The sequence below is a fragment of the Chloroflexus sp. MS-CIW-1 genome, from assembly GCF_030444705.1.
GTDB lineage: Bacteria > Chloroflexota > Chloroflexia > Chloroflexales > Chloroflexaceae > Chloroflexus.
The window spans coordinates 221,243-245,615 of record NZ_JAUBWR010000002.1 but is presented as its reverse complement, the minus strand read 5'-3'; the positions used below and the strand labels follow the sequence as shown (position 1 = coordinate 245,615).

Annotated in this window: 19 protein-coding genes; 15 read left to right on the top strand and 4 right to left on the bottom strand. The window is 52.5% G+C overall.

Annotated features, from left to right (window positions below; translation table 11 throughout):
* Positions 1–154: 154 nt before the first annotated feature.
* The 3 genes from QTO31_RS13935 to QTO31_RS13925 all read left to right on the top strand — a co-directional run bounded on the left by QTO31_RS13935 (position 155) and on the right by QTO31_RS13925 (position 3,425).
* Complete coding sequence (locus tag QTO31_RS13935; protein ID WP_301429662.1) at positions 155–1,357, top strand: amino acid ABC transporter permease; 1,203 nt, start codon at positions 155–157, stop codon at positions 1,355–1,357.
* 10 nt (positions 1,358–1,367) lie between these two features.
* Positions 1,368–2,600, top strand: coding sequence for an amino acid ABC transporter permease (locus QTO31_RS13930; RefSeq protein ID WP_301429661.1), 1,233 nt, complete (start codon positions 1,368–1,370; stop codon positions 2,598–2,600).
* Positions 2,601–2,675: 75 nt separating this feature from the next.
* On the top strand, positions 2,676–3,425 hold the full coding sequence (locus tag QTO31_RS13925) for an amino acid ABC transporter ATP-binding protein (RefSeq protein WP_031459934.1): 750 nt from the start codon (positions 2,676–2,678) through the stop codon (positions 3,423–3,425).
* A gap of 871 nt (positions 3,426–4,296) precedes the next feature.
* On the opposite strand, the gene QTO31_RS13920 is transcribed toward QTO31_RS13925, so the two are convergent.
* The 4 genes from QTO31_RS13920 to QTO31_RS13905 all read right to left on the bottom strand — a co-directional run bounded on the left by QTO31_RS13920 (position 4,297) and on the right by QTO31_RS13905 (position 8,929).
* Complete coding sequence (locus QTO31_RS13920; protein ID WP_301429660.1) at positions 4,297–5,247, bottom strand: stage II sporulation protein M; 951 nt, start codon at positions 5,245–5,247, stop codon at positions 4,297–4,299.
* A complete protein-coding gene (locus QTO31_RS13915; RefSeq protein ID WP_301429659.1) occupies positions 5,241–6,050 on the bottom strand; it encodes an isopentenyl phosphate kinase in 810 nt (269 codons plus the stop codon). Before QTO31_RS13915 ends, QTO31_RS13920 begins: the two co-directional genes overlap by 7 nt.
* Positions 6,051–6,056: 6 nt before the next feature.
* Positions 6,057–7,010: a decaprenyl-phosphate phosphoribosyltransferase gene (locus tag QTO31_RS13910; RefSeq protein ID WP_028459022.1), complete on the bottom strand. Its 954-nt coding sequence runs from the start codon at positions 7,008–7,010 to the stop codon at positions 6,057–6,059.
* Between the two features lie 365 nt (positions 7,011–7,375).
* Entirely contained in the window at positions 7,376–8,929 is a 1,554-nt protein-coding gene (locus QTO31_RS13905) for a PucR family transcriptional regulator (RefSeq protein WP_301429657.1), read from the bottom strand.
* A 195-nt stretch (positions 8,930–9,124) separates the two neighbouring features.
* Here QTO31_RS13905 and QTO31_RS13900 point away from each other — a divergent pair, with 195 nt between their 5' ends.
* The 12 genes from QTO31_RS13900 (at position 9,125) to QTO31_RS13845 (ending at position 24,220) form a co-directional block, all read left to right on the top strand.
* Positions 9,125–9,568, top strand: a complete 444-nt coding sequence (locus QTO31_RS13900) for a MarR family winged helix-turn-helix transcriptional regulator (RefSeq protein WP_301429656.1) — start codon at positions 9,125–9,127, stop codon at positions 9,566–9,568.
* A 58-nt stretch (positions 9,569–9,626) separates the two neighbouring features.
* The gene (locus tag QTO31_RS13895; protein ID WP_301429655.1) at positions 9,627–10,865 is read left to right on the top strand and encodes an extracellular solute-binding protein; all 1,239 of its coding nucleotides are present in this window, start codon (positions 9,627–9,629) and stop codon (positions 10,863–10,865) included.
* A gap of 290 nt (positions 10,866–11,155) precedes the next feature.
* Positions 11,156–12,235 carry a carbohydrate ABC transporter permease gene (locus QTO31_RS13890; protein ID WP_301429653.1) on the top strand — a complete coding sequence of 360 codons (1,080 nt, stop codon included), beginning with the start codon at positions 11,156–11,158 and terminating at the stop codon, positions 12,233–12,235.
* Positions 12,228–13,328, top strand: a complete 1,101-nt coding sequence (locus QTO31_RS13885) for a sugar ABC transporter permease (protein WP_301429652.1) — start codon at positions 12,228–12,230, stop codon at positions 13,326–13,328. Before QTO31_RS13890 ends, QTO31_RS13885 begins: the two co-directional genes overlap by 8 nt.
* A 639-nt stretch (positions 13,329–13,967) precedes the next feature.
* Positions 13,968–15,872 (top strand): alpha-amylase family glycosyl hydrolase, encoded by a 1,905-nt coding sequence (locus QTO31_RS13880; RefSeq protein ID WP_301429651.1) that lies wholly within the window; start codon positions 13,968–13,970, stop codon positions 15,870–15,872.
* Between the two features lie 570 nt (positions 15,873–16,442).
* Positions 16,443–16,649 carry a 30S ribosomal protein S21 gene (gene rpsU, locus QTO31_RS13875; protein WP_028459029.1) on the top strand — a complete coding sequence of 69 codons (207 nt, stop codon included), beginning with the start codon at positions 16,443–16,445 and terminating at the stop codon, positions 16,647–16,649.
* Between the two features lie 80 nt (positions 16,650–16,729).
* Positions 16,730–17,812: a peptide chain release factor 1 gene (gene prfA, locus QTO31_RS13870; RefSeq protein ID WP_301429650.1), complete on the top strand. Its 1,083-nt coding sequence runs from the start codon at positions 16,730–16,732 to the stop codon at positions 17,810–17,812.
* A 1,257-nt stretch (positions 17,813–19,069) separates the two neighbouring features.
* Positions 19,070–20,110, top strand: a complete 1,041-nt coding sequence (gene add, locus QTO31_RS13865) for an adenosine deaminase (RefSeq protein ID WP_301429649.1) — start codon at positions 19,070–19,072, stop codon at positions 20,108–20,110.
* A gap of 167 nt (positions 20,111–20,277) precedes the next feature.
* The gene (locus QTO31_RS13860) at positions 20,278–21,831 is read left to right on the top strand and encodes an ABC transporter ATP-binding protein (RefSeq protein WP_301429648.1); all 1,554 of its coding nucleotides are present in this window, start codon (positions 20,278–20,280) and stop codon (positions 21,829–21,831) included.
* A 143-nt stretch (positions 21,832–21,974) separates the two neighbouring features.
* Complete coding sequence (locus QTO31_RS13855) at positions 21,975–23,114, top strand: ABC transporter permease (RefSeq protein WP_301429647.1); 1,140 nt, start codon at positions 21,975–21,977, stop codon at positions 23,112–23,114.
* A gap of 135 nt (positions 23,115–23,249) precedes the next feature.
* Positions 23,250–23,750 carry an acyl-CoA thioesterase gene (locus QTO31_RS13850; RefSeq protein ID WP_301429646.1) on the top strand — a complete coding sequence of 167 codons (501 nt, stop codon included), beginning with the start codon at positions 23,250–23,252 and terminating at the stop codon, positions 23,748–23,750.
* Between the two features lie 2 nt (positions 23,751–23,752).
* A complete protein-coding gene (locus QTO31_RS13845; protein ID WP_031459670.1) occupies positions 23,753–24,220 on the top strand; it encodes a flavin reductase family protein in 468 nt (155 codons plus the stop codon).
* Positions 24,221–24,373: the final 153 nt, after the last annotated feature.

Below are 24,373 nucleotides of genomic sequence, written 5' to 3'. Positions count from 1 at the left end.
AACGACACACGGTGGAGGTAGAACACCTCCGCCGTGTGCATCTGGTAGGAGAGGTTAAAGCATATTTGCAACGGACTTCGTAAAGGTACGTTCCGAATAAAATAGTTTGCTTGTTTTGAAGTCGGGGTGACAGTCTCGTTTCAAGGAGAACATTATGGCCGTTGGCTCGCCATCGATCCCGCCGGGCAAAGTAAATATCCCTTTTTATCGTGACACGCGCATTATTGCAGTGATTGTCCAAATCGTTTTTGCTTTTTTGGTTGCTGTTGGAATCTGGTATCTCTACTCAAATATGATGAATGGTTTACGGCAGGCTAATTTGTTACCTACTTTTTCGTTTTTGTCAGTTCCTGCCGGTTTTCCAATTGCTGAAAGTGTTATTGAATACAATCCTTCAATGACATATGGACGGGCGTTTGTTGTTGGGATTTTGAATACAGTACGAGTTGCCGTTATTGGGATCATTCTGGCGACACTCCTTGGCTTAATACTGGGTATTGCCCGACTCTCAGATAACTGGCTGTTGCGAAATGTAGCTCTGGTGTATGTGGAAATTGTTCGTAACATTCCGTTGCTTTTGCAGTTGATCTTCTGGTTTTCGCTCACTCGTCTTTTTCCCCGTATTCAAGAGAGCATCGATGTTGGTGGTCTCATCTTTCTGCATAACCGTGGCGTGACAATGGCCTGGCCGCAGGTCGGTAACGATTTCGATACCTGGATGCTGTGGGTTTATGGCGGAATTGTGGTTGGCGGCGTTTTTTACGTGGTGCGGCGGATTCAGTTTATCCGTCGTGACCGGCCAGGAGTCGCTTTGCCGTATGCGTTCCTTATTGCGTTGGGGATTGCGTTGCTTGGCTTCCTGGTGACCTATTTGATGAATGGCGTCTGGCCGGTAAGCCTGTCTGTACCGGTGTTACAACGATTTAATTTTGAGGGTGGAATAACGATCACGAATAGCTTTGCCGCTCTGTTGATTGGATTAGTGATCTATACGGCTGTTTTTATTGGTGAAATTGTACGAAGTGGAATCCTGGCAGTTAGTAAAGGTCAGCGTGAAGCTGCGCGGGCATTGGGTCTCACGCCTGGTCAAACGATGCGGCTTGTCATTCTGCCCCAGGCACTGCGCGTTATTGTTCCCCCGCTCACCAGTCAGTATCTCAACCTGACCAAGAATAGTAGTCTGGCGATTGCCATTGCCTATCCCGATCTCTTCTATGTCGCTAACACGATTAACAATCAGACGGGTCAGGCGATACCGGTGATCTTGATGTTGATGGCCAGCTATCTCTCGGTTAGTCTACTGACGTCTCTCTTTATGAACTGGTATAACCGCCGGATCCAACTTGTCGAGCGTTAAGGAGACGCCTGTGGCAACTGAAGTGAGTCGTCCAAGTTCGCGCCGCGCACCACGTCAGCAAATTGGTTTGATCGAGTGGTTGCGCAAAAATCTCTTTTCGACCTGGTACAACGTTATTATTACCCTTGTTCTCCTTTACGTCATTTTCCAGGCAGTTACCAGTTTTGTTTCATGGATGATCACTGCACCAGGGTGGCCGGCGGCGTTTACGAACATCAAGCTGCTGCTGACCTGGACGTACCCGGTCGAGCATCTCTGGCGTCCACAGGCAGTAACCGGACTGGTCTTTCTGCTCCTCGGTCTGAGTAGCGGGGTATGGGGAGGAATCGTTCGGATGGTAACGTTTGGCGCGGCCGCAATCAACGCCGGATTAGGTATTGTTGCCTTTACGTTCCCCGACCTACCCGGTCAGACGTCACTTCCCGGCTGGCTCTTTCTTTTCCTCTGTGTGGGGTTACTAATCGGTGGTGATCAAATAGCACGTCGGTTGCGCAATCACCTACGCTGGCCGCTGATTATTGCCTGGCTGCTTTCTTACCCGGTTGCGATCGTGATACTGCGGGGCGGCTTTGGTTTACCAATCGTTGAGACGAAGCTTTGGGGCGGTCTCATGCTGACGCTGCTGCTGGCGATCAGTGGAATTGTGCTCTCATTCCCACTAGGAGTGCTACTAGCTCTAGGTCGCCGCAGTACGCTACCGGTTATTCGTGTGTTCTGTGTGCTCTATATTGAGTTGATCCGTGGTGTGCCGCTGGTGACCGTACTCTTCATGGGTGCACTCTTGCTCCCCCTTTTCCTCCCCGGTGGTGAGAGTATTGATGCGCTGGTACGTGCAATTGTCGCAATAACCTTGTTTAGTGCCGCCTACCTGGCCGAAAATGTGCGGGGTGGGTTACAGTCGATTCCCAAAGGACAGATAGAAGCCGCCCGTGCGTTGGGTCTGAATGTCTTTCAGACGACCTTATTGATTACGCTGCCACAGGCGTTGCGAGCAGTCGTGCCGGTGCTGGTCGGTCAATTTATTGCGCTCTTCAAAGATACATCGCTCGTCGTGATTATCGGTCTGGTCGATCTGCTTGGTGCTGCGCAGAATATCGTTGGTCAACCCCAATGGCTCGGTACGCCCGGTGGAGTCTGGCGCGAGACGTTTTTGGTCATTGCTGCTATTTACTGGGTTTTCAGCTTTACAATGTCGCGGATCAGCAAACGGATCGAAGATCAGATTGCACGGAGTCGTCACTAGCTTTACTTCATTTCTGCATAAATACCGTTATAGTGTGGCAAGTAAGTTCTACCTGATTCGTGAAAGGATCATTATATGAGTGGGAATGGCAGTAATGATTATATTATTATCTGTGAAAATGTTAATAAATGGTACGGTGATTTTCACGCGCTCAAAGATGTCAGCTTGCGCGTGAAGCGAGGTGAGGTTGTGGTGATCTGTGGGCCATCGGGAAGTGGTAAGAGTACGTTTATTCGTACCATTAATCGGCTTGAGGAACATCAGGAAGGTCGTATTATTGTCGATGGCATTGAAATGACTAACGATATTCGCAACATCGATGCTATTCGACGCGAAGTGGGGATGGTGTTCCAGCAGTTTAATCTTTTTCCACATCTGACGGTGATGCAAAATATAACGTTGGCGCCGATTTGGGTACGTAAAAAGACGCGCAAGGAGAGTGAAGCGAAGGCGCTCGAATTACTCGAACGGGTAGGCATTAAAGAGCAGGCGCATAAATATCCCGGCCAGCTTTCCGGTGGTCAGCAACAACGAGTCGCGATTGCTCGCGCATTGGCAATGGAGCCGCGAATTATGCTGTTCGATGAGCCGACATCGGCACTCGATCCCGAAATGGTTAAGGAAGTCCTTGACGTGATGAAAACGCTGGCGCGAAGTGGAATGACGATGCTGTGTGTTACTCACGAGATGGGGTTTGCTCGTGAAGTTGCCGACCGGATTGTGTTTATGGATCAGGGCCAGATTGTCGAAGAGGGCACTCCTGATCAGTTCTTTAGTAATCCACGTAATGAGCGCACCAGACTGTTCCTGAGCCAGATACTGTGAGCGCCTGATCAGGCGCATTCTGGGCGTCAGTTGCTATCGTGGCGGGGCGATGTATATGTCGCCCCGTCAATATTGTCGGGTGTGGGATAGGGTCTGGCAACGTTTTCAACCAATCTGGCAGCAGGTGAGGAAAGCGAAATGGAGCGTTTCCGAACCTATACCTATCCCGATGAGAAGATCGCGGCGAGGAACGTGAAATGGGCTGAGCAGTATACGCAGAAGCGGCAGTTTCCGGTTCCAACTGTAATTAGCGACCAGGTGCTATAGTTGTGCACCGATTACACTCGTTCTCGTGTGTAGCGGCGGATTCCACCCCTTTTCTCTGGCTTGTGGTTAAATGGTGAGGAAGTAGGGGGAGAGAGTCTGTTCCTCTCACTCCTCTGCCCTATCTTCTCGCTTCTTTTTCCCCGCAAAGTTTGCGCATGCACCAGTCGATGCTTCCCCCATTATGTGACGCGGGCCAGCAGCGCGTGCACTTAGGTGCCGCCGATGCGCCAAACATATGGGATGGGGGCCGGCAGCATGTGCATACCGAGATGGCTCTCCTGTGGCAATGCTGATCACGTGCACGTCCTGTCACAGAATGCGGGCCAGAGGCCCGCGTACCCAGGTGTGATGAAGAACGCTGAAAACTCTGGTACGTCTCCTCGAATTATCGTATCGGGTTTCCCAACAGAGCAGGCTGGTGGCAGAGAGAATGGGGGGCAAGGTGCCGACTGCTGAGTTGAGCCAGAGGCCCGCGTACCCAGGTGTGATGAAGAACGCTGAAAACTCTGGTACGTCTCCTCGAATCATCGTATCGGGTTTCCCAACAGAGCAGGCTGGTGGCAGAGAGAACGGGGGCAAGGTGCCGACTGCTGACAGGTGTCAGCTACGCTCTGCGCCCGCTGAGCAGCAAATAGGCGTACAACAACATCCCTGAACCGATTGAGATTATCATTTTGACCGGAAATGGCAGATTCGTTGGCGAAATAAAACTTTCGATCATACCGGCGGCGACCAGAATGAGGGCACAGCCGATCACCAGCACAACGGCCCTTTTACCCGCTACAACCAGTGCCCCACGCCGACTGAGCGTGCCGGGGCGGAGGATCGCCCAGCCCAATTGCAACCCGGCACCACCGGCAATAAAGATCGCACTGAACTCAAGTGTAATATGACCAATGATAAAGTTCCAGAGGTTATCGGCAAAATCAAAACGTTGCGCAATAGCGGTTACTGTACCAAAAAGTAATCCATTAAATATCAAGATGTACGCTGTGTACAATCCTAATGTTACACCACCGGCAAACGCTCTGATTGTAACATTAATGTTATTGGTCATAATTTCGGCAGAAGCTGCCGCCGGGCTTTCATTGATTTGCTGCCACCACTCTTCGCCGGCCCGAATCTGTTCGGTGAGCATCGCTACGTCGGGAACAAGGGCCTCACCGAGCGTTGGATCGCGAAACGTTATGATGAAGGCGGCAATTGCCGGTAAGAAGAACAACAACGCGGCGATCAGCGTCATCGGCCAGGTTGTTCGGAATGTGTGTGGGAGTGTGGTTTGAAAAAAGGTGATGATGCGTTGGGTTTCGTTATAGCGGTAGATAATCCCATGCGCACGGGCAACAATCTGATTAAGGTAATCGGTGACCATGTGATCGGGATAATCCCGGCGAGCTATGGCCAGATCGGTACAGGCTTGACGGTACAATTGCCCAAGTTCACGCAATTCAGCGGCTGATAAGTGGCTAATACCACCACTACCGCGATTGATAAGCTCCTCAAGCCGCTTCCATGACGCTGAACGTTGCTGAATGTGTTGGTCAGGTCTCAGCATTGCTTCATCAGGGTTCCTACCGCAGGTGATTGACCGAGCAGGACGGCGGTTAATCGTTCGGGTATCGGCCCGATCAGCCAGACTTCCAGATCAGGGATGGCCTCAACCAGTTGCCACATGAACTCGATCTTACTGCGCATACCACCGGTCACATCGGCTGCCCGTGAACCGCCGGTCTGTGATAATACCTGGGCAATATTTTCCTGCGTAATCAACGGGATCGGTTGGGCGGTTGGATCTCGGTGCGGATCAGCAGTGTACACCGCCTGCTCCCCCACCAGAATGATTCGCTGTGGACGCAGCGGACTCCGTAGGGCGAGGAAGCTCAGCAGGGCTTCGGTAGAAATAATCGCTGTCCCTTGCGTTTCATCAAAGGCAACATCGCCGTGAATGACCGGTATCAGCCGACGCTGTAACGCTTCGTATATCGGCGTGGTCTCCCAATGAGTAATTTGACCGTTCGCACTACGGAGTGAGGCCGATGGCTGTAGGCTAACAGCCGGTACATCAGCCTCTAGAAGTGTATCAACAACAATGCGATTGAGTCGTAGCGCTGCCGCGGCAGTCAGGGCGAAGCCGGTATGATCGGCATCGAGCGGTATACCACGGTGTACCCCGTAACGTGCTGCATAGTGGTGACCAAAGGAACCGCTGCCGTGCCCCAGCACCAATGCCAGCGCCGGATTGGCGGCACGTGCCGCTGCAACAGCCTGTGCCAGCCGCTGAATAACGTCCAGATTAGCTGACTCACGACCGGTTTTGTCGGTGATAACTGAACCACCAAATTTAATGAAGGTATACACAGCCGTTTATGACGGAAAGAACATCAAGACAGCCAGTACAGTGATACCCCACAATACAATGCTGATCGCTAACGGACGATCTTGCAAGACTAGGTCTTCGGGTGCGCCGCCGCCATCACGCTGATAGATCAAATACAGATAGCGGAAAATTGCATACACCACAAACGGAACAGTGATCATGAGCATCGGAAATGGTTTTTGCGGGGCAACCGGTGCTGAAAACGCTGTCATGCTATATGCCATAACAATACTGGCAGTAACGATTGATTGCATCTGATCGAGTAACGGTATCGAATACTCGGTCAGGATACGGCGATGGTTTCCGGCTCCATTTTCGAGCAATTTCAACTCGTGACGGCGCTTCCCAATCCCGAGGAAAAGCGCCAGTAATCCCATACAAACGATCAGCCATGGTGTGATAACAATATCAATCACCGCTGCCCCGGCAATCGCTCGTAAAATGAAACCGGCGGCAATGATCAGAATATCAAAAATGACGACATTTTTCAGCCAGTAACTGTACAAAAATCCTTGTACAACGACATACACGGCCAAAACAATTGCAAAATCACTATCACCATCGAGCCATAGCGCCAGCGGAAAGACGCTCACGATCAATATTGCGGCAGTGATTGCAGCCAGAGTCGGGCTGAGAATACCGGCAGCCAGTGGCCGATGACGTTTTTTCGGGTGGGCCCGATCTTTCTCCATGTCAACCAGATCGTTAATCAAGTAGATGGCACTAGCAGCCATACAGAAGGCAATGAATGCGCCAATCACCCGCAATAATTGCAGTGGTTCGTTATACCAGAGCCGCCCTTCAGAAAAGGCAATCGCCGCAAACACGAACACATTCTTGATCCATTGCCGTGGACGCATGGTGCGCAGCAGAGCGCGTAATGATTGCGCACTAAATGGGGCAAGACGCTCGATGGGTTGAGAACGTGAAAGATTATCCATTGTTCGTTTGTTGTGTCCTCATCCATTGCAAACCTGCCTTGATTGTACCCGACAACGGTACCAATCGTCAATGCGAGGGTGTTGGAAGTGGAGCTTTTCAGCGTGCTCAGTTTCAAGACGCTTTTGATAACCGGACAATACACAGTGGAGGTACACCGACAAAACGCCCGCATCCGCTGTCAATAAACCTGGGTGTGAACATCGAAGGCATCGGCTAGCGCATGTGCACACCATCGGGAACGGGTTTGGAACCGGTCTCTCTTGTGCGCTGAGGGCATGATCAACGAGAACACGTAAAACCACTGTTGAACAGGAAGTAGCCTCTCTCCTCACCGCTGTCGAGGCGGATAAAACGTTGAAAAGGTTTACTCTTCCAGGGTAGCCAGGATACGATGTACCCGCACAGCCAACCAAAGCGCAAAATGCTCTTCGGCATTATCGAGGTCCATACCACTGATCTCTTTAATCCGTTCGAGACGGTAGAGCAGGGTATTGCGGTGCACGTGCAGGGCTTCTGAAGTAGCACGCAAATTCCCAAGGTTGTTGAAGTAGGCTTCAAGGGTTTTGATCAAATCGGAATGTTGCCGTTTGTCGTATTCAGCCAGGTTTGCGAGTGTTTCCCGATAAAACGACCACAACTCCGGCGTTTCACGCAGACGAATCAGGAGGCGATATACTCCAAGATCACCAAACGCCAATACCCGGTCATCGCCAAAAATCTGCCGACCGAGACTCAACGATTGTTCAGCCTCTTCAACCGAACGCCGCCACTCGTTTAGTTGCGCGGCTGGCATACCAATGGCGATGACTACGTTCGGGTGATCAATCCGTAATCGTTCACGCAATTGTTCGGCCAGTTCGCGTATGCGCGTTACGCTTGTGGTTGGTAGCATACAGAGCACATTGCTCTCGCGACGGGAGATCGGTGCGTTAATGCCCAGTCGTTTCAACTCGTTCTGAACATTCGTCGCTGCACGTGCCAGTGTTGCTGGGCCGGCGTCGTCGATATGAACCAGCATCGCGGTGTGGGGCACATTGAGGGTATACCCTAATTCTTGTCCACGCTGAATTGCTGCTGCCAGATCACCGGCTGAACCGGCTAGAATACCGGCAATAAAATCACCGCGTAATCGCTCTTCAGCCGCCTGTACTGCCTGCTCCTTTGCCAGTTCGAGCGCCAGCGCCAGGGCACCGCGTTGCGCCGCGGTACGATCCCATGCGTCAAGCATTGTCCCGGCAATAGCGACATAACCGGTCGGCAGGGTTGGATTACCGATTGGCTCTACCCAAATCTGCTGATTGAGTAGGGTTATTTCACCGCGCCCACTTGGGCGTAGTGCTTGTAAGGCCAGCCGTGCCTGCCCACGCCCACGCTGGGCTCGTAACGCGCCGTTCGGTGCGTAGCAAGCAACGCTCTGCCCGGTACGCTCGTACAAAATGTCGAGCAAGCCACCGATTCCACCCCCTTGCAATGAACACTGGGTCAAGAGATCGTAGAGGCGAGCGGCGCGCCGCTCGAATTGGGCTTCGTAATCGGTAATTAGCCGAGTGATCTCCCGCTCGACCTCACGTAAGTCAACCCCTTCCGGGAGCTTCAACAACGGCAGACGCGCATCTTCGGCTGCTTGCTGATCTTCGGCAGTAATAGTGCCCAAAACGGCGACACCGGCAATTGGTACCGGTGCCTGAGCCAGGCGGCGTACCAGCACTGCCAGCGTTAGTCGTGGGTCGAGGGCGATTGCGGCTTCAACCGATAGTAAGGCTAGCTCACCACCACGCAGTTCGGCAAAGGCCGGTAATGTGGCGCGCAGTGTGGCTATCCAGCTAACCTGACGCCCCAATCCGGCAGCGCCAGCTACAATCGTCGTTCCTTCTGGCAGTGCTAGACGAACGACATCACGAACGGTGATGGTTACCATAGTGATGAATCACAATCGTTTATCACCGAAAACCGTTAGTATTATACATTGTTCTTGTCTGTAGTGGGTAAGGTACTTGACAGACTTCGTCGCATCTGATACAATCTCAGACACAATAGTTTAAAATACAACTATTTTTGAAACAACGAAGTGTTTTGCAATTCTATGACGCCATCTGGGCCAGGGCAATACCGTATGATCCAAGAAGTGTATGTCTTGCTGGATGATGGCGACCGTCGCTTGTTGCGTCAATTCCAGCTTAATCCAACCCAATACGCGGCGCTGTTGCTACTGGCCGAGCATCACGGTGTGCGGTTGTCAGATTTGAGTGAGCATTTGTTGATCGATAAGAGTAGCACCACTCGCCTGGTTGATCGTCTCAGTGCGTTTGGATTTGTTGAACGCATGGCCGATCCCAATGATCGACGGGTGCAACGGATTGTGTTGACAAAGCGTGGCTATGAGCATTTGGGGCTGGTACGGGCTGCGTTTAGCGAATCGGTCGCACGACGTTGGGCTGTCCTTGATCATACCGAACGCGAAACGATAACCCGCTTACTCCTTAAGCTCCGTCGCGAATTAACGATACTGCAACACGGTACAGCGAAAGGAGGTGACGTACTGTCTAACCGCGATTGAAAACACATATGCCCGTATCTGGTATGAAGCATTGATGCACTAGACAAAGGAGTTTCTTGTGAAGCGGTTAACCTTCTCGCTCATTGCTTTGCTGGCTTTGTTTGCCACCCTGCTATCCGCCTGTGGTCAGGCAACCCCCGCTGCGCAACCGACGGCTGCCCCTGCCGCACCTACTGCTGCTCCTGCACAACCGACAACCGATGGAATGGCCATTACCGGTACTATAACCCTCTGGCATGCGTATGGTACCGGAAGTGCCGAGGAAAAAGCGATTAACATTCTGATCGACCGGGCACGCGCTGCCTACCCGAATGCTACAATCAATGTTCTACAAATTCCGTTTGATCAGATATTCAACAAGTTCAATAATGAAGTTTCGTCGGGTGGTGGACCTGATATGTTCGTTGCTCCCAATGACAGCCTGGGCAGTCAGATTCGGGCCGGTGTGTTAGCTGATCTGAGCGAATATCAAAGTCGCCTAACCGATGTTGCCCCAACCGGTGTTGCCGGGATGTCGCTCAACGGCAAGCTGTACGGTATTCCCGAATCGTTTAAGGCCGTTGCTCTCTATTACAACAAGAGCAAAGTTGCTAACCCACCGACGACGACCGATGAGCTGCTAGCCCTGGTGAAGGGAGGTAATACGCTCGTACTCAACCAGAATGCCTACCACAATTTCGGTTGGCTACAGGCATTCGGTGGTCAATTGATGGATGCTAGCGGCAAGTGCATCGCTGATCAGGCAGGTGGTGCCGAGTGGTTTGCTTACCTGAAGGCACTCAAAGAAGTTCCGACCGTCACTTTCTCCACCGATGGAGGTCAGGCTGACTCGCTCTTCAAGGATGGCAAAGCCGATATGATCATCAACGGCCCATGGGTTTTGGGTGACTACCGTGCCGTCCTCGGTGATAACCTCGGCGTCGCGCCTATGCCAGGTGCAGTAAAGCCGGCTGGCCCGCTCACTGGTGTTGATGGGTTCTATGTCAGCATTAACAGCCAGAATGTCGCAGGTGCTGTGGCGTTGGCGATGTTTTTGACCAGTCCCGAATCGATGAAGGTCTACGTTGATGAAGCTGGTCATGTCCCTGTCAGCACGAAGGTTGAGATTAGCGACCCATTAGTACAGGCCTTTGCCCAAGCCTCTGCTACCGGCGTACCGCGGCCCCAGATTCCTGAACTAGACAACTATTGGGGGCCATTTGGTGATGCGATGACCAAAGTGCTGGATGGTGGGGCCGATCCGGCGGCAGCAGTTACCGAAGCTTGTGCATTGATGAATACGGCGAATGGTAAGTAAGCCTGAACGCTGTTGCCCAAACGCTGGGGTAGGTTTCAAACCTGTCCCTCTGTCACATAAACCTTTGCTGCGCGTCTCTGTGATAGTGGCAACGTGCAGAGCGAAATGAGGATGAGCAGCGGTTTCAGGAGTGACAGGGATCATCTGGCGGGAGCATGGCAGGTTCTGATGCTCCCGCCAGTGATCAGTCACCACTCCATATAACATCATCAGCATTCAGTGGTATCGTTGAGTGATACGGCAACAAACTGCTTCATGCCTTTCAGTCCAATCGAAGGGGAGGAAGCCGCATGGCAACCACAAATCCAGAGCTGACCTCACAACCGGTTCGGGTACCGCGTTCAGCTCTGTCCGAGGGGTGGAAACAACTGCGCACCCCATTGATCTACTTGCTGCCAGCGTTGGTTATCATGATGCTCATCACCTTTTACCCGCTGGCTTTTCAGGTCTGGATGTCGTTTACCGATTATGGGGTTATTAAAGAGGAGGGCAAGCAAACGCTCAATCCCTTTGGCCCTAATGGCACTACACCGCCAAATTACCGACCGGCTCAATATGTCGGTTTCAAAAACTATCTTGATATTGTTACGAACAACCCTCAGTTTGTCGCTCGTCTGGGGGGGAATTTTGATTTTTGGCGGTTACTGGCTTTTAATCTATGGTGGACGTTTTCAAACGTCGGTTTCCACGTCGCTTTAGGCGTCATTATTGCCGTGTTGTTAAATGTTGAGGGGTTGTGGGGACGTAAGATTTATCGGGCCATTTATATTTTACCCATGGTGCTACCGAATATCGTCGTTGCCACTGTCTGGCGCAATATGTTTGATGATCAGTATGGCTCGATAAATCAGTTGATCAATCTTTTCATCACACCATTCGGCTTCGATCCGGTTCAAATTCGCTGGTTTAACCAGATTCAAGACCCGATTCCCGGCATTGGTTTGCCACTCAGCTATTACGCAATGCTGATCGCGAACATCTGGCTTGGATGGCCATTTATGACGATTGTGGCAACCGGCGCTTTGCAATCGATTCCAAAAGAGATGTATGAAGCGGCCAGTATCGATGGCGCCACCGGATTACAGCAATTCTGGCGCATAACCCTCCCACTGCTCCGTCCGGCAATGGTACCGGCAGCAATGGTCGGTATTGTTACCACCTTCAACTTATTCCATGTTATCTACTTTATGAGCGGTGGTGGTCCACTTGGTCGGACTGAGATTATGGTGACGCAAGCGTTCAAACTGATCAATGTCAATCAGCTTTACGGGGTTGCAGCCGCTTTCTCAGTGATTATTGCGCTGGTCCTAATACCGATCTTCTTGATAACGAACAAGATTTCACGTGCTACGGAGAGCTACGATGTCTAGTGTCACCGTTCCCTCGCGCCGTTCGGGCAGCACAACTGCTGGCCGCCGCTTGAAGTGGTGGCAGCAGCTTGTATTACAGGCCATCTGTCTGTTTATTGCAGCCACTGTGCTCTTCCCCGTACTTTGGATCGTTAGTATGTCCCTCGATCCGCGTAATATTTCGCGACCGACAGAGCTGAACCTTATCCCCCCTGGTGCATCATTTCAGGCCTATTTGCAAGTACTTGATCGCCCAACTGCTAATCCGGTGACGTTTACCGAACTAGCGTTTAACAGTCTACGGCTGGCTGGTGGAGTTTCGGCATTCGCTTTGCTGATCGGTGTCAGTGCTGCCTATGCCTTCTCACGTTTTAAGTTTCCCGGTCGGCAGTTTATGATGATTGCGGTCTTGGCAATTACTGTCTTGCCGAGTGTAGCGACCATCGCACCTCTCTTCGCGCTACTGAACAGTGTACGTATCAGTAGTGCCATTATGAGCATTGTGTTGATTATTGCCGGGTTGATGCTGCTCGGCCTGACCATTTTTGCGGTCGCTCCCGCAATTCGCATGGGTTCTGCCGGGCCAGGCAATTATTTCTTCGGTGCGGTTGGGCTGACGATCAGCATTGGCTTGATCGTCAGTGGTCTTACTCCAGCTCGCAGCGATGTCTTCGTGCTACGGAACTCGCTGCTCGGCGTTGGTATTGCGATGGTGTCCGGTGCTCTCCCATTTGCGATCTGGAATTTGAAGGGCTATCTTGATACAATTCCAAAGGAGCTGGAAGAGGCTGCCATTATTGATGGTGCTTCACCCAATCAAGTCTTTTTCCAGATAGTTTTGCCCCTCGCAACACCGGCACTGGCCGTTACGGGTTTTCTCGGTTTTACCGGTGGTTGGACTGAGTTCTTTCTGTCTTGGCAATTCTTGACCGATCCAAAAGATTTCACGCTGGCGATGTCACTCTACAATATGACCGGTCAGTATGCAGGCCAGATTCCATGGTCGCGATTTGCCGCTTTCTCGATCTTGCTTTCATTACCGGTCGCGATTGTCTATCTTCTGCTGCAACGCTATATCATTGGCGGCCTGACGTTAGGTGGTGTGAAGGGATAGTTGCGAGGTGGCCGGGGTAACGGCAAATCTTGCGCTGCCGAATGCGGTCAGGAAACAGTGCAGATCGGATGCTGTCCGTGCCCGTTGGTGTGCCGGTCAGCAATGCATGCGCAGGCAATAAGGGAGACGTTTGCAGATACGCGCTGACGTGCGATGATTTTTTGCTGCCGCGCCAGGCAGAGATTCAGCATAGGTAAAATGTTTGCACAACGATGGGTGCTCTGCGGACACGATGTTATCACTTCGCCGGTCTCGCTCCTGTCAGCGGTAAGTTGCAAACATCTGCGATACACCGTTCGCGCGAGCATCAGGATGGCATTGGGATGGGTGCGTCGCACGATGTTACCAATGCCTTGCCAGGGAGGCAGATGGATGCATTACAAGCACAAACCAAAACAAATGTAGCAGAGCAAATGTTCTATACTCCTCTGCACGGCGGGTAAACAACTTTGCCGCAGGACTATTGTGCTCTGACACCGTCTGGTGTGTCATCGGACACATGCTTTTTTGCACTTGACATAATCTGGTAGCGGCATGAATGAGACATTCTCTGGTGAGGGAATGTTTGAGACCGATCACTCCTGTAGGAACAACGGATCGTATAATTCCCGCAAGTTGAAATCAAAAGGATTGTTCACCGTGGAACAGATACACGTCTCGGCTGACTTTATTTTCGGAACAATGGCGACCGATAGTCGTCGATTAGGGTATGTGCGGGCAGAGATAGCGGGTATTTCTCACCGCTATCGGATGATACCGGCGGTACCACAAGCTGGTGATCCTGTCCGGCTCCTGGTTACATTAGGGCCATCGATTACCGCCGATCAGGTATGCGTTTACTATACCACCGATGGGAGTGAGCCAAATGGGAAACGTGGTGAGCCAGCACTGGGGAGTGCGGTAGCGGTTGGTCAGCGCATTGCCAGTCATTGGGACACTCTGCTCTGGGGGTATGCGGAAGAGTGGGCGATTGATTTGCCACCACAACCAAACGGCGCCGTTGTTCGCTACCGGATCGAAGCCTGGTTGCGCGAAGGAACCGAGTCGGTCTGGTATAGTGAAGTGATCGGTGCTACCGAAGGCGATGGAAGTGTGGTTGGTCATCCTGGGCCAGGAGATCATTATCTTCACGAGATGGGCGCAGAGTTTCATCTGACCTTCTTCCGTCGTCCTCGGACGTGCGCGTATCGCGTGGGTGATGAGGGAGCACCCGACTGGCTCGGTGAGACATTGATCTACCATATCTTTATCGATCGGTTTCATCCTGGCCCTGGTCGTCAGTTTGCCAGTCCACCGACACCGATGGGTATCTACGGCGGTACACTGGCCGGGATCACCTCTCATCTTGACTACATCGCCAGTTTAGGTACTACGGCGATCTGGCTATCGCCACTGTTCCCTTCACCTTCACACCATGGCTATGACGCGACTGATTACTACGATGTCGAACCTCGTCTGGGAACAATGGCCGACCTGAAGCACCTAATCGCAGCAGCCCATGATCGTGGGATGCGAGTCATTCTGGATTACACGGCCAATCACTTTTCAAACCAGCATCCTATCTTCCGTCGGGCTATTAGCGACCCGCACAGTCCAGAACGGGAATGGTTTACCTTTACCCGCTATCCAGATCGATACGTCTCATTCTTTGGGGTTGCTGAACTGCCACAGCTTGACCTGGATCACCCACCAGCACGCCAGTTTATGATCGATGCCGCACGCTACTGGTTAGAACAGGGGATTGACGGGTATCGGCTCGATTACACGATAGGACCTTCACACGATTTCTGGACGATGTTTCGGGCAGTCCTACGAACTGTCAAGCCAGATTGTGTGCTGTTGGGCGAGGCAGTTGATACGGCTGAGGTGCTTCGCTCGTATGTTGGTCGGCTCGACGGTTGTCTAGACTTCCTGTTACTTCAGGCCATCCGACGCTTCTTTGCCTTCGATGAGATGAGTGCCAGTCAATTTGCGGTGTTTCTTAACCGGCATTTACACTACTTTCCACCTGGCTTCTACCTGCCCAGTTTTCTCGATAATCACGATATGAACCGCTTTCTGTGGATTGTGCGCGGTGATACTCGTCGTTTGCGCCTGGCTGCTCTGTGTCAGTACACCTTACCTCATCCACCAATCCTCTACTACGGCACGGAAGTTGGGCTAAGTCAGCGGCTCGATGTACGTCATGCCGATGGTAGCGGCCATCCTGAAGAGTCGCGATTGCCGATGTTGTGGGACGAGGATCAAGATCGCGAACTGCTCGAGTTTTACCGGCGACTTGGATCATTGCGTCGGGCAACCACAGCAATCTGGCGTGGTGAACGGCAATTCATTCACATCGATGACCAGTATGGCCAACTGGCATATACCTGTACTGCCAACGGCGAGACCTGGCTGGTAGCCCTTCAGCAGGCACCGCATGCCGGTATGATCCCATTACCGTCAGGACGTTGGGAGGTCGTTCTGGCTACCCAATCAGCCGACATCATTGGTGGACGGGTAGCGTTACCGGCGTATGGTGGAGCTGTGTTGCGGCGAATCTAGGGCTTTTCAAACTTTTCCTCTACCTGGCAGAGGTGCTGAGAGGAGAGAGAAACGGGAGCAGCAGAGGCGGATTGCTAACTTCTCCCCAGTACGTAGCGTTGCTCAGCTTCCTGTTCCGTTAGCAGTCTTCCCAAGCCACTCTTCGCTCGTTGATCATATTCGTTAGTGTATGGTTGGGGCGGTTTCTCAAGCCTCCCGCCGTCTCCCGTATGCCTGTCTGAGGCGGGCCGGAGGCCCGCGTACCTAGACGATGATGTCGGGGTGGCTTCGCAATCCGCCCGCCGTCTCCCGTATGCCTGTCTGAGGCGGGCCGGAGGCCCGCGTACCTGAAAGGAGACCCGAAGCTAAAAACTTCTAACGAAAGGGGTGACGGTTGCGCATTAATGAACGATCAGGTATACTGTATTTTCGGTGTACGATAACGGCGCATGTCGCTGCACAGGGGCGCACCAAATCTACAGCGAAGGAGGTGATAGAGGAGGATCACGGTAACACCAGAGAAATCGGGCGTTGCCCCGCGCCAGGTCACGATTCTCTATCACAACTAGGTACCGTTGATCCGGCAGCGCTATGCGAGTTGAACGTCGAGAAGGCGAAACCGTAGAACAGCTCATTCGCCGCTTTAATAAAGGTGTTGTCGCTGAGCGAATCACCAAAACCTATCGCGAGAAAATGCACTTTATCTCGAAGAGTGAGCAGCGCAAAGAGAAGCGTCGTCGCGCCGAGCGGAATCGTCGAAAGAAACTGGCCAAAGCTGCTGCGCTTGGTCTGAATTGAAAAACCTTCGATGGCACATACGTTGCAGCGTAAAGCACGTATTGTGCCATCGACCATCTTGAGTAGCGGAAGATAAGATTATGTTTGATAAACTGGCTGCCGTTGCCGCACGCTACGATGAATTAACCGAATTGATGGCGAAGCCAGAGGTAGCAACAAATGCGTCCCTCTTGCAGCAGTATGCCCGTGAACAGCGCGAACTGGAAGACATTGTTGCTACGTATCGTGAATATCAGGCTACCCAACGTGCAATTGACGAAGCGGAAGCGATGCTCGACGATAGCGATCCGGAATTGCGGGCACTGGCCCAGGAAGAGCTTGAGACGCAGCGAAAGCGGTTACTCAAGCTCGAAGAGCAGTTGAAGCTGCTCCTGCTGCCACGTGATCCCAACGACGAAAAGGATGTCATTATGGAGATCCGGCAGGGCGAAGGTGGTGACGAAGCAGCGCTCTTTGCCGCCGATCTCTTTCGTATGTACACCCGGTTCGCCGAGTCGCGTGGTTGGAAAGTTGAAGTGGATAGCCTGACCGAAAACGGCATCGGTGGCATCAAAGAGGTGATTTTCCAGATTCACGGTCGAGGGGCTTACAGCCAGTTGAAGTACGAGGGTGGTGTTCATCGCGTGCAGCGTGTACCGGCCACCGAAGCGCGTGGTCGTATCCACACATCGACGGCCACTGTAGCTGTGCTCCCTGAAGTCGAAGATACTGAGATTGAGATCAAGCCGGAAGACTTGCGCATTGATGTCTTTCGGAGCGCTGGTCACGGTGGGCAAGGGGTGAATACAACCGACTCGGCAGTACGGATCGTCTATAAGCCCGGTACACCGGAAGAAATTGTTGTCACCTGTCAGGATGGCCGGTCGCAAATACAAAACCGTGAGCGAGCGATGGCTGTGCTGCGTGCACGTCTGTACGCTCGTGAACAGGAGAAGCGTCAACGCGAAATCGGCGCATCTCGGCTTGCTCAGGTGGGAACTGGTGAACGGGCCGAGAAGATTCGGACCTATAACTTTCCGCAAGATCGTATTACCGACCACCGGATTGGACAGAACTTCTCGAACTTGCCGGCAGTTCTTGACGGTGAACTTGATAAAATTATTGAGGCGTTGATCATCTACGATAACGCCGAACGGTTGCGGGCCAGTGGCATCAGCAACTGAGTGTGTATCCGATCCACGTCTTGCACCTGGGAGTGTGAGCTTCTGGCCCGCACTCCTGAGGTGAGCGGATATAGCTGCTCTCAGCAATTATTTGACTGCGTGCAGCAGCGCGTGTCTCCTCACTGTACGGCAGGCATTCTGATCATACGAATGAGACATCGCTTAGAGCCTGACCAAACACCCAGCTTTCTCGTGGAGCACGTACCGTACCCGCGTAATCATTACCTGTCTGAAAAAATGTTGAGTTATGTACAACACTGAGACTTGACTTCAGCAAGCCAATCATTCCTTCAATCCCTGTTCAGCAAGGGCATATTCAGCTACACGCTCAGGGAATGGAAGAAGCGCCTGATGCAGTGCCGCTGCACCTCTGGCACGCAGACCTCTCCCCGCGCACTGGCGGGTCGGGAGGTTGGGGGAGGGGGCAGAAGTGCGAACTGAACCTGTTGCATCTCGATACCCCGTCCCAATACCTGGAATCGCTCTACCCCCCTTTTGTAACCCATTGTCTGGGGATCGTCCTGATCCTGCATACGTGCCTTATCGCTGTTGTTGCCAATCTCCAAGGTCGGTAGGATATGATGTTCGTCTGATCTGTTCGTTCATACCATCACGTATCCATCAAAACCCTCGACTAGATACATTTCAGACACTCTCTAAGATTTATGAATAAAAGGATAATTTTTGATCATTGGGCGTATGTAAGAAAAATTTTTCACAATCCTATGTTCAATGAAAGATAAAATTATCTTTGGTCTCTATGGTGAGAAGATCACCTTCTTGCAGTGAAGTCTGTCATGCAATGCACGAGATTCACGAGGAGGGGCGAGGCACCCCTTTGCCCCTACCGGTGTCCACGACGATGGTCACTGTGCCCCTACATCCATCGATGGGTTGCATCCGTTATACCGTGAGACGGTTATGCGGATAGGCACTTACACCAATTCTTGCTGTGGCAACCCGTGTCCGATCTTACCAGGCGTATGCGTCAGTGTACGGAATATGATGTGTAAATAGGATTGGTGTGATCCGGTTCTGCCTGGTAGAATTGGTGTCAGGCGCACGTGGCAGATCAACAAGAAACAATAATGGCTCCGCGCCAGCCATGCAAGTGTTGTCGTAGTCGGTGTGTTTGGAGGTGGCCGCTGTGCGTTCGTTCTTGTCTATCCCGTGCGGGAATCTCCCAATTATCGGGTACAATGTACGCCACTAGTAACGATACCTGATCGTACTGTTGGCATCAAGCAGGAGAGCGTCATGTTGCCACCGGCCCTTGCAACCTTCATTGAGCGCATGCCCAAAGTTGAACTGCATCTCCATCTTGAAGGCGCCGTTTCACCGCGCACCTTTTTGCAGTTGAGTCAGCGCAATGGTGTTGCACTGCCGGTACAGCATGAAGCAGAATTAGCTGCGCTCTTCCAATACGACGACTTTCAGCATTTCCTCGACACGTTTATGGTCTTAGCCGAAACAATCGTTTCTGGTGAAGATTTTGCGCTGCTCGCTTACGAGTTGGGGAAAGAACTGGCAGCGCAGCAGGTACTCTATGCCGAAGTGATGATTTCGCCAATGCAGCACGTGCGGCGGGGGATCGATCTCCGTGAGGTAGTGGCTGGTGCGGCGGCGGGTTTTGCGCAAGCCAGAGAGCAGGGTGGGCCGTTAGTGGGGATCGTCTTTGATTATGGCCGCCAATACGGTGCCGAAGCGGCCTGGCCAATCCTCGAAGTAGCTATTGACTGTCGGGCGCTGGGAGTGGTGGGATGGTCGATTGGTGGCAACGAGATTGGTCACCCGCCGGAAGAATTTGCTGCGTTATTTGCAACGGCGCGTCAGGCTGGGTTGGGTGTGATGGCCCATGCCGGTGAAGTTGTGGGGCCGGCCAGTGTGTGGGGGGCGATTGATGTCTTGGGGGTTAGCCGAATCGGTCACGGTATTCGCAGTATCGAAGACCCAACTCTGGTAGCGACCCTTATCGAGCGTGACATTGTGCTCGATGTTTGTCCAAGCAGTAATGTACGTACAAAAGCTGTCACTTCCTGGCAAACGCATCCGTTGCGACAACTGTACGATGCTGGCGTATTGGTAACGATCAATTCCGACGATCCAACCTTTTTTGAGACGACGATCAGCGAGGAGTTTCGTCGGGCTGCTATTCATCTGGGTTTTACCGTCGATGATCTTTGCACCATGACGCGCAACGCTGCTCAGGCCACGTTCTTACCGTCAGCAGAACGTGCGACGCTGGTGACAACGATCGAGACTCTTCAGCGCAATCTGCGGTCAGAGCTAGGTATATAGCACTCAACACTGCTTTTCTGTTATTTGCGGGATACCCAAGGCCGACGCCGCGCAGGCCGCGCTGAAAACAAAGGTGGAAATGGTTATCAGCGAAACCGTCAGAATATGCTACAATATGATATATCTGCGTAAGATTGTAATGTGGTACATCTGAATAGAGGTCGCCTGTGACGCAAAATGGCCAGGAACGCCCGGTTGTACTGGAAGCGCGCAATATTACCAAACGTTTCCCCGGTGTCGTCGCTAACGATAATGTTTCGCTCAAACTGTATAAGGGTGAAGTGCTGGCCCTCCTTGGTGAAAACGGCGCCGGTAAATCAACCCTGATGAATATCCTTTACGGCCTCTACCATCAGGACGAGGGCGAAATTTTTGTTAAAGGTGAGCTGGTCAGGATTACCAACCCGCACGAGTCGATTGCACGCGGTATCGGGATGGTACACCAGCACTTTCAACTGGTGCCGGTGATGACCGTCACCGAAAACATCATTCTTGGCAATGAAGTCACTCGTGGCCCCTTCCTCAACCGCAAACAGGCTGCCGAGCGTATCCGTGCTATTTCTGCGCAGTACAATCTAGCCGTCGATCCCGATGCCCTGGTCGCCGACCTTGATGTTGGCGCGCAACAACGGGTTGAGATCATTAAAGCACTTTACCGCAACGCCGATATTCTCATTCTCGATGAACCAACTGCCGTATTAACGCCGCAGGAAGCTGATGACCTGGTACGGGTGATGCGTACATTGACTGCTCAGGGTACATCGATCATCTTCATTACCCACAAACTGCGTGAAGTGCTGGAGGTAGCTGACCGGATCATTGTGTTACGTGGTGGTAAAGTCGTTGGCGAAACAACACCGGCTCAGGCGACAGAAGCCAGTCTGGCGGCGATGATGGTTGGGCGTGAAGTTATTTTGAAGGTCGAAAAGCAACCCGCCCGTCCTGGTGCAATAGTGCTTGAAGTGCGTGGATTACGGGTACGCGATGACCGGCAACTACTGGCGGTCAAAGGGGTCGATCTCGAAGTACGTGCTGGTGAGATTCTGGGGATTGCTGGTGTTCAGGGTAATGGGCAAACGGAGTTGGTTGCGGCGCTGACCGGTCTTCGCCCCAGCGAAGCAGGTACTATCCGCATTGATGGGGTTGATGTGACGAACGCAACACCGCGTCAAATCAGTGAACTGGGTGTTGCTCACATTCCCGAAGATCGTCAGCGTGATGGATTGGTAGCTTCGTACCCGCTGACAGATAATTCGGTGTTAGAGTTGTACTACCTCCCGCCTTTTGCCCGTGGGATTGTGCGGAACGATCAGGCAATTAACGAACACTGCGCCCGACTGGTCAAAGAGTTTGATGTACGCACCCCTGGAATTACCGTGCCGGCCAGCTCGCTCAGTGGTGGTAATCAGCAAAAACTGATCGTTGCCCGCGAGTTCAGTCGTCAGCTTAAGTTGTTGATTGCTGCCCAACCGACCCGTGGCATCGATGTCGGATCAATTGAGTTTATTCACAATCAGATTGTTAAAAAGCGTGACGAAGGGGTTGCAGTTTTGCTGGTCTCGGCTGAACTCGATGAAATCCTCTCGTTGGCCGACCGCATTGCGGTGATGTATCACGGCCAGATCGTTGCGACTGTGAGAAATGGCGAACTCTCGCGCGAGGAGCTTGGTTTGCTGATGGCCGGTGCGACGTTGGATCGTTCAGTCTCGATTGAAGTCTGAGATCGTGTTTAAACGAGCACGCTATTCACCTTCCTTGTCCGTCCTTTGCCTGCCTGACCAGATGGTAAAGACGTGGGAAGGGGTAAGCCGATTCAGACAAGATTGCACAAGGTGACTACTCGGACGTAGTCAGGGGGAGAAGCATGGCGCAGGCAGCTACTGAAACAGGAATTCGCCCATCTGCGCTCCGTCTATTTTGGGATCGCTGGTCAGGGGTTTTAGTGCCGATTTTGGCCGTCTTTACGGCGCTCGTAGTGGGTGCATTCATTATCGGTGTAACCGGTGCTGACTGGCAGGCGGCATATATTGGCCTCTGGGAAGGTGCCTTTGGTTCGCCACGGGCATTTGCCGACACGGTGGTTCGTTCAACGCCGTTCATCATCTGTGGGTTGTGCGTTGCCCTGGCCTTCAAGGCCGGTCTTTTCAACATCGGGGCCGAAGGACAGCTTTACGCCGGTGCGGTTGCCTCAGTTGTGATCGGCACCACATTACAAATGCCAGCCATTTTTCATATTCCGGCAGCACTGATTGCAGGAGCGCTGGGTGGCGCAGCCTGGGCGGCGATTGCCGGTTTTCTGAAAGCCCGTACCGGTGCTCACGAAGTGATCAATACGATTATGCTCAACTATATCGCGTTGCGCATGACAGATTGGCTGATCCGGAGCAAAACGCCATATATTCTTGGTGATCCCGCCGATACCACGGGTGCTCGCTCGCGTCTGATAGCTGAAACAGCGCGCTTACCGGGGATTCAGGTTGGTAGCTCTACCATTCTTCATCTGGGAATTCCTCTGGCGCTGGTACTGGTCTTCGTTGTAGCCTGGTTATTGTATCGAACAACGCTCGGCTTCGAGATGCGAACTGCCGGTACTAATCCGAATGCAGCGCGCTATGCCGGTATCAATGTGCCACGCACGATTATTCTGGCGATGGCAATTGCCGGTAGTCTAGCCGGTATCGCCGGTGCGATTGAGGTTATTGGCGTGCGCGGTGCGCTCAGTGCAGACTTTTTTTCGGGGTTGGGTTTTGATGCGATTGCAGTAGCTCTGTTGGCCCGTGCTAATCCGGTTGGGATCATCTTTTCGGGATTGCTGTGGGGAGGGCTGCTGACCGGTGCACGGCTGATGCAGGTACGCGCTAGCCTCTCTATCGATGTGATTAAAATTGTGCAGGCACTAATTATTATGTTCGTGGCCGCCGATCAGATTGTGCGCTTTATCTACCGCTTGCCGAAGCGTAAGCCTGGTGAGGAGACCCAACTCTCAAAGGGATGGGGTGGGTAAATGGTGTCGCTTGTCTGTTCAGAACTGGCATGAGGACAGGCGAGAAAACCCTTTGCTCATACCCACAACGAGTTTGCGTGTAGCCAGCGACGGCGCTCGGCAGAGCGCCGTTTTGTACCTTCAGGATCAAACGATATGAACGACATGTCGTTGCAACATCGACCGGCACGGGCTGCCAATGAAGAGCGGATGGCCGAGATCATCCTGCCGCATCAAACGAATGGGTACGGAACGATGTTTGGCGGTGATGTGATGGCTTTGATGGATAAAGCTGCGGCCATCGCTGCGCTGCGTTTCTGCCGCTTACCGGTCGTTACTGCCTCGACTGAACGGATTGATTTTCGCACTCCAATCGGTCAGGGAGAAATTGTTGAAGCGTTCTCGCGAGTTATTTACGTAGGTCGCAGCTCGATGGTGGTGCGGGTGCATCTCTTTGCCGAGCATCCCTTAATCGGTGATCGCCGACTATGCACAACCGGCTACTTCAGTATGGTGGCTATTAACCGCGAAGGTGGTCCAGCGCCGGTTGTACCGCAATTGCTACTCCTCGATGATGAGGCGCGGGCAGAACATGCTATTGGGGCTGAGATTCACGCTGCAATCGCTGCACGACGTAGTAAACGAACCACAGGATAACCATGATTGATGAATCACTCTTTCGCCAGACCATGAGTCACTTTGCCTCGGGAGTAACTGTGGTCACCACTGCCCTTGGTGATCGCCTGGCCGGTCTGACGGTCAGTTCGTTTGCTTCATTATCGCTTAACCCACCGCTGGTGCTGATTTGCATTGACCATAATGCTGCCAGTCATGATGTTATTGCCGCTGCCGGTCAGTTTGCGGTGAACATCCTGGCTGAAGATCAGGAATATCTCTCGCGGCGATTTGCAATGCACGACGGGGCAAAATTTACGCCACATAGCTTTACGATGTCACCCAATGGGCTACCGTTGCTCAACGGAGTATTGGCACAGATCGAGTGTCGGCTCTACGACAAGCTACCCGGTGGCGATCATACAATCTTCGTGGGCGAAGTGATCGCGGCACGGGTCTTTGGGGGCAGACCGCTGCTCTATTACCGATCAGGCTACCATCAGTTGGGGTAAGTGGCGGGTCAAAGCATACCATAGTTAGTTTGCGTCTAGGGTAAGAGCGTAGCTTCGACGAGTATAAGACAACGTTCATCTTCTCCGTCTTCCGAGAATGGGGTCTTCCGCTATACTTACGAGCGTGGTTGTGCAATTGCTGTTCGACTCTTA